Source organism: Blautia intestinihominis, assembly GCF_040096655.1.
Classification (GTDB): domain Bacteria; phylum Bacillota; class Clostridia; order Lachnospirales; family Lachnospiraceae; genus Blautia_A; species Blautia_A intestinihominis.
The window spans coordinates 1-12,985 of record NZ_JBBMEI010000086.1 but is presented as its reverse complement, the minus strand read 5'-3'; the positions used below and the strand labels follow the sequence as shown (position 1 = coordinate 12,985).

Genomic DNA, 12,985 nt, shown 5'->3' with positions numbered 1-12,985 from the left:
TAAGTATTTATTTATCCTCAGGATGCTTATGATATTCATGCCGTTTATGATGTTTTTCCTCTGATTTATGATGATGGTGTCCATGCTTATGTTTCTCATTTCCGCACACTTCACATCCTACTTCAATCTTACCCTGTGTATCCTCATCCCAGGTACCATAAGAAACCATCGGCGTATCCTTCATAATGCACAGACTGATGGTCTGATAAAGAATAATACCACCCATTTGGGCTCTGTACACAAACAGTTCACGTCCAAAATAATCGCAGATTCTTCCCAGTACTTCGCCTTCTTTAAAGGTCTCACCGGGCTGTTTCGCCGGATACCAGCAGCCTGATACCGGGGCATCTTCATAGATCACAGGACTTACTTCTATCGGTGGTTTGCCATGAATATGGGACTTCCCGCGAAGGATTCTCAGATGTCTGAGGATATTCTTCACATCATGAACATCCTCCGCTACCAGATCTTCGCACCAGCGGGAACTGTGTCCACGTTCCAGCAGGATACTCGGGATTCCCATGCTTCCGGCATAGTTATAAGCTCCGCCTGTTCCACACATGGAAGTTACCAGATAGTCCACATGTGCGATTTCCGCCATCTCCCGGCTTTTTGCAGCTACTTCCGGAGTTGCTGCACCTGTACAGTATACATAAGATACCAGTCCCTCAAATCCATCACCGCAGTGCAGATCCACATAGTAATCTGCCTTCGGGAAAAATTCTGTCACAACAGTATAAGCGATCCTGTCACTAAGTGTACCATTCGGATTTCCAGGGAAAACTCTGTTCAGGTTTTTTCCATCCTCATAAGTAAGACTCATGGTACGGTGTTCGAATCCAGTTCGGTTCATCAGACGGATCACTATGATATTTCCTGCGATCTTCTTCGGATCCAGCTCATCTGCAAGCTGCATAGCTGCCTGAATTCCTACATATTCTGCATTATGTACCCCACCGGAGATCAGAACAGTCTCCCCCTCTTTTTCTCCACAGATCAGTGTTACCGGAATTCCGAATTCTGCCCCGATGATGTGCACAAATCCTGATACTTTCTCACCCGGTTTTGCTTCCAGGTCTGCTACTCGTAATGTTCGCATCAAATCTTCTCCTTCCACTCATTCCATCTCTGCCAGATCTTATCATCCACTGGCAGGCTCTTATTTCATTCTGTAAATTCCACTTTCAATAGTTAGTTATATAAAACTTTTATATTTTCAAACAGGGAGCCAATACTTGAAATATCAACTCCCTGCTTTTTACTTTTACCATACGTTCACATCGGATTAATTTTCTTCTATATGCTCTCTTCCCTGATTGATAATCGTCCGCACATGATCATCTGCCAGAGAATAAAAAATGGACTTTCCCTCTCGTCGGTTCTTCACCAGTTTGTTTTGCTTCAGGATTCTAAGCTGATGGGAAATTGCAGACTGTGTCATATTCAGTGCTTTCGCAAGGTCGCATACACATACCTCTGTTTCGAAAAGCACAAACAGAATACGGATTCTTGTAGAATCTCCGAAAATCTTAAACAAATCTGCCAAATCCTCAAGTTCCGTCTCTTCTGGCATTGTTTTATTTATAATTTCCATTGAATCTTCATGAATTTCATAATAGTCACAAGCCTCGTCTTTATGTTTTTCCACGCTTTCACCATTTTCCTTCCTGTCTGCAACTGTCTGTTATTCTATAAATTTTTGTAACTGTTCAGTACCTTCACAGTTACAGGTTTTTTACAAATAAAGTACGGATTGCGTTTAATACCGCAATGATCATAACACCTACATCTGCAAAAATAGCCATCCACATATTGGCAATTCCCAGCGCACCAAGTATCAGACACAAAATCTTAATGCCAATTGCAAAATAAATATTCTCATATACAATATGAATACACTTTCTTGCAATCTTAATCGCTTTGGAAATTTTCAGCGGATCATCATCCATCAGTACGATATCTGCTGCTTCAATCGCTGCATCAGAACCCAGTGCACCCATAGCAATACCAATATCTGCTCTGGACAGTACCGGCGCATCATTGATACCGTCACCCACAAATGCAAGCTTCTCTTTTTCGGATTTCTGATGAAGTAATTCTTCTACTTTACTTACTTTATCAGCCGGAAGAAGTTCACTGTAAACTTCCTCAATTCCCAGTTCTTTTGCTACCTGATCTGCAACACGTTTAGAATCTCCGGTAAGCATAACTGTTTTCTTGATACCAGCTTTCTTCAATTCAGCAATTGCTTCTTTTGCATGAGGTTTCAGAATATCAGAAATAAGAATATGACCTTCATATCTTCCATCTACAGCCATATGAATTACTGTACCAACATGATGACATTCCTGATAGGAAATTCCAAGGCGTTTCATTAATTTTGCATTTCCTGCTGCTACAGATATACCATCCACTTTTGCAGTCACACCGTTACCACTGATTTCCTCAATATCAGTGACTCTGTTTCTGTCAATTGGTTTTCCATATGCTTTCTGAAGACTCTTACTGATCGGGTGGGAAGAAGAACATTCTGCAAGAGCTGCATATTCCAGCAGTTTTTCATCTGAAATCTCATTATGATGAACTCCGCTTACTTCAAAAACACCCTGTGTCATTGTACCGGTTTTATCAAATACCACATAGCTGGTCTGTGCAAGTGTTTCCAGATAGTTGGAACCTTTAACCAGAACGCCCTGATTACTTGCTCCACCGATTCCTGCAAAGAAGCTTAAAGGAATACTGATCACCAGTGCGCATGGACAGCTGATTACCAGGAAAGTAAGTGCTCGGTAAATCCAATCACCCCACATAGTCGGTTTTCCCATGATCAAAAGTACGATCGGGGGAATAAAAGCAAGTGCAAGTGCTCCGTAGCATACAACCGGAGTATAATATTTGGCAAACTTTGAAATAAAATTCTCTGATTTTGATTTTCTGGAACTGGAATTCTCCACAAGTTCCAGAATCTTGGATACGGTAGATTCTCCGAATTCTCTGATCGTACGGATTTTCAGAACACCTGTCATATTGATACATCCGCTGATTACTTCATCCCCGGCTTTTGCATCTCTTGGAAGGCTTTCTCCGGTCAGAGCGCTAGTATTTAAAGTAGAAACACCATCAATGATCACACCATCAATCGGAACTTTTTCTCCTGGCTGTACAACAATTACAGTACCAATTTCAACTTCATCCGGGTCTACCTGTTCAAGTTTTCCATCTACTTCAATATTGGCATAATCCGGACGGATATCCATCAGTTCACTGATGTTACGTCTGCTCTTTCCTACTGCATAACTCTGGAAAAGTTCTCCAATCTGGTAGAACAGCATAACCGCAACACCTTCAGAATAATCTCCGAGCAGAATTGCTCCCACAGTAGCTACTGCCATCAGGAAATTCTCATCGAATACCTGTTTATTTCTGATACCTTTAAATGCCTTCTGAAGAATATCATAGCCAATTACCAGATATGGAATCATAAACAGTCCAAATCTGACATATCCATCTATCGGTAATTTAGAAAAAAGCACGATCAATACCGCCGCTACGATGATTCTGATCAGCATCTTCTTTTGCTTCTTATTCATCTTAATACCTCACTTCTTATAAAACAGGACCGCCGCCAGAACATATATCAGTGGATAACCATAACCGTCTGACATATCTCTGTGCTGCAGTCCCTCTCTGCTAATTTACGACAATTCCCGTAAATATATCATCAACAGGAATCGCTCCTGAATTAAAGATAGATTTCGCAGTCGTCTTCTACCTTCTTGCAGTTTGCCAGAACGTCTTTCATAACTGCTTTCGGATCCTGTCCTTCTTCAAATTCAACGATCATTTTCAGCATCATGAAGTTTACTGTTGCATCCTTAACACCAGCTGTATTCTTAGCAGCTTCCTCCATTTTGTTTGCACAGTTTGCGCAGTCTACGTCGATTTTGTAAGTCTTTTTCATTGTATTTTTTCCTTTCCGGCTCATGAATAGATTTTCACATCATCATATGAGCACTTGTTCATTTGTTAATTTTATTATAACAGCTTTTTATTCTCTGTCAATAACTTATTGTTAAAAAAATTGCAAATATCAAATTCTTATATCATAGGAACATTACGGAATCATTTCCTATGATATAAAAACAGAGGATACCGTCTGATTCTTCTTCCTGCTGCACCCTCTGTCTCATCTATCATTTGCGAAATGATTATAATCTTTTTATTTACTTTTCTTATGGTAGAATTTTTCGACCTTTGCCAGATATAAAACAGCAAAAGTAACACCGGACACAACCCATGATCCAATATAGATCCATACAATACATTCCATTGTTTTAAATGACGGTAAAACAAGCAAAATGCATACTACTCGAAACAGGCAAATTGTAAGTAATGTAGTAATCATCGGTACCAGCGTTTCACCCAGACCACAGCAGGCTCCTGAAAGCGCCTCTGCAACTGCATAAAATACAAAAAAAGGTGCCATCATCTGCATATATCTTACAACCAGCGGGATCAGTGTCGGAACGTCTTTCTGATCAATAAATAACGGTCCGATCAGTCCTGAACCGAAGTAAAGAACAAGACTGATAATTCCTACTGCGATTACAGATAACCCAGTACCGATCAGTGCTCCTTTCTTTACTCTCTTCGTCTTACCGGCACCGAGATTCTGTGCGGTATATGTCGTCAGTACAGGTCCCATAGAATCCGCGATCAGCCAGATCAGTAAATCCAGTTTATCACAGATTCCCCATGCCGCAATACTGTCAGTTCCCATTGTGTTGACACTTGCCTGAACAATAGAATTGGCAATCGGAAACAGCATAGACTGAAGAGCCAATGGAAAACCTTTGTTTAGCATCATTCCCATATGCTCTTTGCAGATTCTCATTGTTCTGATTCCTATCTTTTCTTCCAGGAAATCAGAAGTTCTGAGAAAATGCATAGTAAGTACCACACTTACAATCTGCGAAAGTACAGTAGCCGCTGCCGCACCTCCAACACCGGTATGCAAAAGCCCTACCATCATGAGGTCTGCAACAATATTTACCACGCTGCATACTACCAGTACATATAAAGGATTTTTAGAGTCTCCAAATGCCCGCAGGACTCCAGCCATCATGTTATAAAGGATCATTGCCCATATTCCGCCAAAATAAATGCGGCAGTAGATCAGTGATCCTGCACGGACTTCTTCCGGAACAGACATGATATCAAGCAGCCATGGAGAAAAAATTACACCGGCTACAGCACAGACAATTCCCAGAATACCGGCGAGTAAAAGAGCTGTCCGCACTGCACAATGCAGTCCTTCTTTATCTTTTGCTCCAAAATATCTGGAGATCATAATCGTTGCACCTGTTGCAAGTCCGTTCATAAAGTTAAGCGGAAACTTAAAAAGTGTATGCACAGAGTCAATTGCTGCAAGTCCGATTTTTCCGGTAAACTGACCAACAATAACCGCATCAACCGTTGTGTACAACTGCTGAATCAAACTTCCCGCAATCAGTGGAAGTACAAAAAGTAATAATGCTTTTCCTATATTTCCAGAAATCAGACTATCTTTTTTCATTATCTGCCACCTTTTTTGAACAAATGGCAGGCAACACTGTGACCGTCTTCTACTTCTATAAGATGTGGATTCTCCTTTTTACAGATATCCATGCAATGTTCACATCTTCCCTGGAACGGGCATCCCTGTGGAAGATCCAACGGGCTCGGAGCTTCACTTTCAATACTCTCAATTGGTTTGGAAAAGTCCATATTAATATCAAATACTGCACCCATCAGTGCTCTTGTATATGGATGCATCGCTTTCATATCGAGGTCTTTTCCAGGAAGAACCTCTACGAGGTTTCCAAGATACATAACAGCCACCTGATGTGCCACCAGCTGAACCAGTGCAATATCATGACAGATAAAACCAAATGTAATATTCTTTTCTCTCTGAAGCTTTGTAATCAGTTCAATTACGGTTTTCTGAACAGAAACATCGAGAGCTGAAGTTGCTTCATCCAGAACAACGATCTCCGGTTCCAGTGCCAGTGCTCTCGCGATCGCAACACGCTGACGCTGTCCACCACTCATATTGTGAGGATAACGATCTGCAAAATCTCCTGGTAATTCTACCATTTCAAGAAGTTTTCTGCAGACAGCATCCTTCTCCGATTTCTTAATCTTTTTGAAATTCATCAAAGGCTCACACACAATATCACGAATGTTCATTTTCGGATTAAAAGATAAGGTCGGGTCCTGAAATACCATCTGAATGTTCTGACGGTTATTTCTCAGTTCTTCTCCCTTTAATTTCGTGATATCTGTACCGCGGTACAGAATCTCACCCTCTGAAGGTGTATCAAGAGAAACCAGAAATCTCATAAATGTACTCTTACCACATCCGGATTCTCCTACCAGACCCAGTGTTTCACCTTTATACATTTTCAGATTAATATCATTGTTCGCCAGCAGAGTACGTCCATGTGATGCCGCAAATCTTCTGGTTACATGTTTCGCTTCCAGTATTACTTCTCTTTTTTCAGACATATCGTTCACCTCCCCGGGATGGAACTGCCTCCAGAAGTTTTCTGGTATATTCATTCTTTGATTCTTTCAGAATATACTCTCTTGTTCCCTGGTCTTCCATTTTTCCGTTCTTCATTACAACAATATAATCTGACATGTAGGCAGCTACACCCAGATTATGGGTTACTACAATAATGCCTGTATGATAATCATCTCTGAGCTTCATCATCTGACGCACGATCTGTGCCTGCGTTGTTACATCCAGTGCAGAAGTCGGTTCATCTGCAAGAAGAAGCTTCGGCTGATAAGTCATTCCCATCGCAATACCAACTCGCTGTCTCATACCACCGGATAACTGGAAAGGATAAGATTCCATAATATTATCCGGAGACGGAAGTCTCATTCGCTCCAGCATTGCGATTCCCTTACTCCATGCCTCTTTTTTGGAAATTTTCTCATGAGTAAGAATATATTCTGTGAATACTTTTCCGACTTTACGTGTCGGATTCATCATTGCACCACTGTCCTGAAAAATCATGGAAATATCAGAACCACGAAGTTTTCTCCACTGTTCCGGTGTATAGGATAAGAGGTCTTCTCCTTCAAATGTAATACTTCCTTCTGTGACCTTACCGCCACCTGCAAGAAGTCCCAGAACAGCACGGATAACAGTGGTTTTTCCACTTCCGGATTCTCCTACCAGAGAAACGATCTGTCCCTCTTTCATATCCAGATTAAAATTCTGAACAGTTGGAACATTTTTGTAGGAGATTGTCACATTATCTAATTTCAGCATGTTTATTCCTCCTACTCATTTCTTGGATCGAGGATATCACGGATGGAATCCCCAAGCATATTAAATACAACAACTACTACAAAAATAGCAAGACCCGGGAAGATCATCAGCCACGGAGCGGACTGCATACACGCTCTTCCTTCATTCAGCATATAACCCCATTCCGGTGCCGGCGGCTTCGCGCCAAATCCCAGGAAGGACATTGCTGCCAGTTCCAGCATCATGGAACCTATATCTGTCGCAGCAGTAATGATCAGTGTAGGAAGTGCATTTGGAAGCATATATCGAAACAGCATATACGGTGTTTTGGAACCGGTAACGATCGCTGCTGATACATAATCCCTGTCACGGATCTTCATAACCAGGCTTCGTGCCAGACGCGCATATTTGGTCCAGCTTACTACTACAATAGCGATGATCGCATTTTTGATACTTGCGCCCATAATACCTGCAACAGCAAGAGCAAGTACCAGTCCTGGGAAAGCAAGCATCATATCTGCAATTCGCATAATAACAGCATCAATGACACCTCCGAAATATCCTGCAAGGACTCCGGTAACAGTTCCCACCAGAAAGATCAGGGCAACAACACCAAAGGTTGCTGACAGAGATGCACGTGCTCCATAAATAACTCTTGAAAAAATATCCCTGCCCATTTTGTCGGTTCCAAAAATATGTTCCTTGCATGGCGGAAGCAGTGCATCTACCAGAGAACCTTTTAACGGGTCAACCCCTCTGGTTACCACCGGTGCAAATACTGCTGTCAGAATAATACAGACTGCAAGAATAGAAAACACGACAAAAGTTTTATTTGCTAAAAATCTGTTTTTCTTTTTCATGATTCTACTCCTTTAAACGCATACGTGGATCAATATAAACATAAGATGCATCAACGATCAGGTTAATGACCATATAAATCAGGGCAAGCCATAATACATATCCCTGGATCAGATTGTAATCACTGGATGTGATTGCTGAAACTGCAAGGTTTCCAAGACCCGGATAAGAGAAGATTACTTCTACAACACTGGTTCCTCCAAGAAGTGATCCTATGGAAAGACCAAACATTGTGATCAGCGGAAGCAATGAATTTGGAAATACATTGCCCCAGATAATCTTTGATTTCTTTACTCCTCTTGCCTGTGCACCGATCACATAATCCTGACTCAGTTCATCCAGCACCGCTGTTCTTACCTGTCTGGTATATTTGGAAGACATTGCAATCGCAAGTGTCAAAGCCGGAAGAAACAGACTCTTAAAGTCTCCCGCAGAACTGATAACCGGAAATGCATTGATATAAACACAGAATGCCAGCATTAACAGAAGTCCAACCCAGAAGTTAGGCATCGCACATCCGAGGAATGTAATTCCCCGGACGAGATAATCGATCCATTTATCTTTATATATGGCAGACAACATACCTAAAGGTACAGAAATAACCAGCATAAGGATCATGGCCATTAATGTAAGTTTCAAAGTCGGCCATAATCTGGCTGCAAGAAGTTCTGTAACTGGTTTATTTAAGCTGTATGATTTGCCAAAGTCACCTTTCAGACAGTTCTTAAGCCATCTGGTATACTGCACCAGAAACGGATCATTCAGACCAAGTTCCTCGCGTGTCTCCTGAACCATTTCTTCAGTAGGCATTACACCGGTTGCCGTGTACATGTTTCGTACAGGGTCACCTGGTGACATAAAGGTCAGTGCAAATGTAATAAAGCTGATACCGATCAATACGATCACAATCTGTAATAAACGCTTGATTATTTGCTTTTTACTCAAAAAAGACACCTCTTTTTATTTCTGTTTGTAACTATTCAGTAACTTCACAATTCGCAGACTTTTCTTATTCTGCAGGAGTAATTTCTGTTGACAGCCAGTAGTAATCTGCTGTATGGATATGTGCAGAACCAACTTTCTTACTGTAGATCATAGATGAGTTGTAGTATCCATCAATCAGAACCGCTGCATCATCTACCAGGATCTGCTGCATCTGGAAGATCAGATCTTTTCTCTTTTCCGGATCCATTTCACCTTTTAATTCTTCATATAACTTATCATAGTCCGGGTTGGAGTATGCGCAGTAGCTGGTATCAGTTGCCCAGTTAGCCATATATGCCAGAGGATCTCCGGTACCAACAGTGATCCAGTTATTGTTATTAAAGTCATAATCCAGTGCTGCAAGTTTACTCCACTGATCATCTGAGCTTCCGTATTCAGGAACAACACCGATGCCGATTTCTGCAAGATACTGTGCGTGAGCATCTGCAAAGTCATTCAGAAGACGGTTTTCATAAGAAATATATCTAAGGTTGATATTCTGGCCATCCAGTTCACGGATTCCATCTCCATCTGTGTCAACGATTCCTGCATCATCCAGAATCTGTTTTGCTTTTTCCGGATCATAGGTATATGGATTCTCAAGTTTGTCGTAATCATAGTTCAGAGTAGATGGCAGTACGGAAAATCCTGGTGTATAAAGTCCACCGATTGTTCTGGAATTACAGATTGTATCATAGTCAATTGCCATCAGGATTGCCTGACGAAGTGTTTTGTTTCCAAGAACACCATCAAAGTTCATCCATGCAAATCCGCAGCGTACACCGGATGCAATATCAACAGTAAAGTCATCACTGTCCTGGAAATCCTGAATATCTGCTACATTTGTGATATTCTCAACCAAGTCTACCTGACCACTCTGGAGAGCCATTGTTTTTGCGGAGTTATCTCCCATGAACAGCAGATTGATCTTATCGTATGGAACATCTTCACGATAATACTCATTTGCAGCTAATGTATAACCAACACCTACACCATTGAATTCTTCAATCTTGTATGGACCTGTTCCAATAATTCCATTATCGTAGTTTTCAATATGTTCTACATCTGTGATTCCCATAGTTGGGTGGCAGAGCTGTCCTACAAGGTTTGCATATGGTTTGCTTGTTTTGATGTTAATAGTATTTGCATCATCATCTACAGTAACTTCTGCTTCAAATTCCAGATATTTCTCCGGTTTGGCAGATCCGGAAGGTCCTACCTCTTTCATGTGATCAAAATACTCTTTTACCTTTGTCGGAGTTAAATCACATCCGTCAGAGAATTTAATTCCGTCTTTCAGCTTGATCGTCCATTCTGTATGCTCGTCATTTACTTCATAACTCTCAGCAAGCCACGGGATAACTTCCATATTGTCATCGAATTTAAATAATGCTTCAGCAATACCATATCTCATAGCATTCCATCCACTGTTTTCATCATTTGCACTGTTTACACATCCATCTGTGTACATCTGACATCCGAAGTTTAAAACCTTCTCATCACCCTTCGCCTGTACAGTAACTCCCATTAATAATGCAACTGTTGTTGCCGCTGCTAACACAAGTAATTCTCTTTTTGTTTTTTTCATCCTTTACTTCCTTTCTTTTTTTGTTTCTTCGTTGTTTTTCTTCCTTCTCATACTGTCCATTCCTGTGATTTTGAACGAAAAAAAAGACAGATGCTCCCACATCCGTCACGAAATCTTACCATTAAAGAATCAAACATATATATGCAACACATGAAGTTGTAACTCTTAAGCAGGATTTCTCGTCGTCCGCAAGAATCTCTTTTACCAGAAATAAGCAGGTCTCCTGACTTAAGCTTACCCATTTTCAGCACCTTCCCAGAAAAATATCTTCCAGTGGCATTCAGCTGAAAACCAACTATCACAGTGACGGGATCGTACCGGATTTACACCGGTTTCCCTTTTAATCAGACCAGCAGGACGCTTCTGCTGGTCTGAACTTATCTCTAAAATCATTAAATGACCGTATGAATACTCATCTAGCATAACATACCATCATGTATACGTCAATTATTTTAGACTCTTATTTTCTATCTATTTTTCCGTAAATTTCCGGAATTTCTCAAAATTTGTTTCCGGTGTATAGGATTTCAGAACTTCCATCATGTCCTCTACACTATATGTATTATCATACATTCCAATAGATAACGCATACTGCTTATTAAACTCATCTACTGAATCCGCTGTCCAGAATGACTGCTGCAGCCGGAAAGCACTTCCATCTTCACGGTAATCTTCTGCAAAGCCTTCCAGAGCATTTTTCATGGCAACAAATGATGGTGCAACGATAGCACCGTATTTTCCTACAAGATAGTCGATTCTTTCCTTGCCGTTATATCCCTTTTTATTAAACATTTCGTATGTATCTTCTGTAAAACAGTCAATGGAACCCAACAATACATCTGTACTGTTCTCTTCTTCATAAGCATCAATTATCTTGATAAAATCACTTGCGCTCACTACACTCAGAATAACATTATAATCTCCTGTATTCAGCGAATCAGCCAGCTTTTCATCCAGGTGATCTTTTGGATACCCCGGAACCAGAGTAATCTTAATGTCACTGCCTGTTTCAATTTCTTCAGTATCCTGCGTATTCACCAGTTCTTCTACAGACTTCTCATATGACAGGCCATATGCTTCCTGAAGCTTATTCAGAATACCAATCGTTCTCAGACGATGCATCTCATTACCGATAGCAGATCCTCCACATGCTATTATGTAATGATTCTGGTTATTCTGATCCTCTGAAACAAAATACTCCGCCATATTGGCAGCCGCATCCATTTCTGTTTCAACAGATGTTCCTATTGTTCCCAGAAAATAAGGATTATCCTTTACTTTCTCATACATTTCATCACTGATCGTTCCTGAGCCACGTACATAATACATACCATATTCTTCACATACCGGAAGAACTTCTTCAAGATCTGAGGAAAGGAAAGAAATAATTCCCTTTACATTTCTTTCATGAAGCTCGTTGATAAAGCTGATTTCTTCTTCTGCTGTACTTATACTGGAAGAATATAAAAACTCGACTTCAAAAGCCATGCCGACATAATTTTCAAAATAATTTCTAAATGCTCTTACTTCTGCATCATTCAGATTATATACAGACACCCCTATCGTCATTTTTTCATCCTGATCTGCTGTATCATTCAGGGTATCGGCTGCCATAACTGAAATACTGGTACAGGTAAGCAGCATAATCATTGTCAATATAAAACTTATTATCTTTTTCATTCCTTTTTTACCTTTCTGTTGTATTTGTATAAAAATTCAAGTTTTCTTTTCTCACATCCTTTCCTGAAATAAAAAAGATCCTTTTCTTAAAATGTATTTTAGGTATAAAAATAAAGCCTTTCTTATACACCGTAAGAAATAACCTTTTTTAATGCAAGCAGGTCTCCTGACTTAAGTTCATCGCATTTTATCGTCTTCCCGCCTCTTAAGCAGTGACATATATGATAAAAAGCTCCCTTTTACAGTGGCGGGACCGTACCGGACTTGCACCGGTTTCCCTTTTAATTCCATATTACTGGAAACATGCATTATTTTTATAATATGATATCAGGGGCTAAAAGTCAAAAACTATTTTTACTCCGCGCTAAGGCTTTTCCCCAACTTCATTATATTTTTATTATATAATTCCATTTGGTTAACGTCAATAATTTACATCTAATATTTATATGTTTTTTTATTCACTTTTACTATGGTCTTGAATATTCAGATTCCAGTATCTATTCCATAATAAGGGTCTCTTTGCAGCACTACCTTCTCTTGTGGCATTTCTTTGTTTATGCTAAAATATTTTTACT

The 12,985-nt window shown here is 40.3% G+C and carries 11 protein-coding genes and 2 riboswitches; all 11 genes read right to left on the bottom strand.

All coding sequences use genetic code 11. The annotated features are described in order from the left end of the window. Positions 1–7: 7 nt before the first annotated feature. The 11 genes from WMO75_RS16875 to WMO75_RS16825 all read right to left on the bottom strand — a co-directional run bounded on the left by WMO75_RS16875 (position 8) and on the right by WMO75_RS16825 (position 12,410). Positions 8–1,099, bottom strand: a complete 1,092-nt coding sequence (locus WMO75_RS16875; protein WP_118699620.1) for a M14 family metallopeptidase — start codon at positions 1,097–1,099, stop codon at positions 8–10. A gap of 186 nt (positions 1,100–1,285) precedes the next feature. Further along, on the bottom strand, positions 1,286–1,594 hold the full coding sequence (locus WMO75_RS16870) for an ArsR/SmtB family transcription factor (protein WP_081017038.1): 309 nt from the start codon (positions 1,592–1,594) through the stop codon (positions 1,286–1,288). A 130-nt stretch (positions 1,595–1,724) separates the two neighbouring features. After that, the gene (locus tag WMO75_RS16865; RefSeq protein ID WP_118569138.1) at positions 1,725–3,590 is read right to left on the bottom strand and encodes a heavy metal translocating P-type ATPase; all 1,866 of its coding nucleotides are present in this window, start codon (positions 3,588–3,590) and stop codon (positions 1,725–1,727) included. Positions 3,591–3,742: 152 nt separating this feature from the next. Continuing rightward, entirely contained in the window at positions 3,743–3,961 is a 219-nt protein-coding gene (locus WMO75_RS16860) for a cation transporter (RefSeq protein WP_055053315.1), read from the bottom strand. 258 nt (positions 3,962–4,219) lie between these two features. Continuing rightward, on the bottom strand, positions 4,220–5,575 hold the full coding sequence (locus WMO75_RS16855) for an MATE family efflux transporter (protein ID WP_118699619.1): 1,356 nt from the start codon (positions 5,573–5,575) through the stop codon (positions 4,220–4,222). Further along, a complete protein-coding gene (locus WMO75_RS16850) occupies positions 5,575–6,546 on the bottom strand; it encodes an ABC transporter ATP-binding protein (protein ID WP_055053313.1) in 972 nt (323 codons plus the stop codon). The genes WMO75_RS16855 and WMO75_RS16850 overlap by 1 nt, the downstream gene beginning before the upstream one ends. Beyond that, positions 6,539–7,321, bottom strand: coding sequence for an ABC transporter ATP-binding protein (locus WMO75_RS16845; RefSeq protein WP_055053312.1), 783 nt, complete (start codon positions 7,319–7,321; stop codon positions 6,539–6,541). Before WMO75_RS16845 ends, WMO75_RS16850 begins: the two co-directional genes overlap by 8 nt. 11 nt (positions 7,322–7,332) lie before the next feature. Beyond that, complete coding sequence (gene nikC / locus WMO75_RS16840) at positions 7,333–8,160, bottom strand: nickel transporter permease (RefSeq protein WP_008707164.1); 828 nt, start codon at positions 8,158–8,160, stop codon at positions 7,333–7,335. A 4-nt stretch (positions 8,161–8,164) separates the two neighbouring features. Further along, positions 8,165–9,112 (bottom strand): nickel ABC transporter permease, encoded by a 948-nt coding sequence (nikB, locus tag WMO75_RS16835; RefSeq protein ID WP_306452298.1) that lies wholly within the window; start codon positions 9,110–9,112, stop codon positions 8,165–8,167. A gap of 55 nt (positions 9,113–9,167) precedes the next feature. After that, on the bottom strand, positions 9,168–10,730 hold the full coding sequence (locus WMO75_RS16830) for an ABC transporter substrate-binding protein (protein WP_117676949.1): 1,563 nt from the start codon (positions 10,728–10,730) through the stop codon (positions 9,168–9,170). Between the two features lie 196 nt (positions 10,731–10,926). After that, a riboswitch (cobalamin riboswitch) is annotated at positions 10,927–11,126 on the bottom strand. A gap of 75 nt (positions 11,127–11,201) precedes the next feature. Continuing rightward, complete coding sequence (locus WMO75_RS16825) at positions 11,202–12,410, bottom strand: hypothetical protein (RefSeq protein WP_147399647.1); 1,209 nt, start codon at positions 12,408–12,410, stop codon at positions 11,202–11,204. Positions 12,411–12,549: 139 nt separating this feature from the next. Continuing rightward, positions 12,550–12,732, bottom strand: a riboswitch (cobalamin riboswitch). Between the last annotated feature and the right edge of the window lie 253 nt (positions 12,733–12,985).

Excerpts from the sequence above, each read along its gene's own strand:
- WMO75_RS16875 (WP_118699620.1), bottom strand. The coding sequence starts at position 1,099 with ATGCGAACATTACGAGTAGCAGACCTGGAAGCAAAACCGGGTGAGAAA.
- WMO75_RS16870 (WP_081017038.1), bottom strand. The coding sequence starts at position 1,594 with ATGGAAATTATAAATAAAACAATGCCAGAAGAGACGGAACTTGAGGAT.
- WMO75_RS16865 (WP_118569138.1), bottom strand. The coding sequence starts at position 3,590 with ATGAATAAGAAGCAAAAGAAGATGCTGATCAGAATCATCGTAGCGGCG.
- WMO75_RS16860 (WP_055053315.1), bottom strand. The coding sequence starts at position 3,961 with ATGAAAAAGACTTACAAAATCGACGTAGACTGCGCAAACTGTGCAAAC.
- WMO75_RS16855 (WP_118699619.1), bottom strand. The coding sequence starts at position 5,575 with ATGAAAAAAGATAGTCTGATTTCTGGAAATATAGGAAAAGCATTATTA.
- WMO75_RS16850 (WP_055053313.1), bottom strand. The coding sequence starts at position 6,546 with ATGTCTGAAAAAAGAGAAGTAATACTGGAAGCGAAACATGTAACCAGA.
- WMO75_RS16845 (WP_055053312.1), bottom strand. The coding sequence starts at position 7,321 with ATGCTGAAATTAGATAATGTGACAATCTCCTACAAAAATGTTCCAACT.
- nikC (WP_008707164.1), bottom strand. The coding sequence starts at position 8,160 with ATGAAAAAGAAAAACAGATTTTTAGCAAATAAAACTTTTGTCGTGTTT.
- WMO75_RS16830 (WP_117676949.1), bottom strand. The coding sequence starts at position 10,730 with ATGAAAAAAACAAAAAGAGAATTACTTGTGTTAGCAGCGGCAACAACA.
- WMO75_RS16825 (WP_147399647.1), bottom strand. The coding sequence starts at position 12,410 with ATGAAAAAGATAATAAGTTTTATATTGACAATGATTATGCTGCTTACC.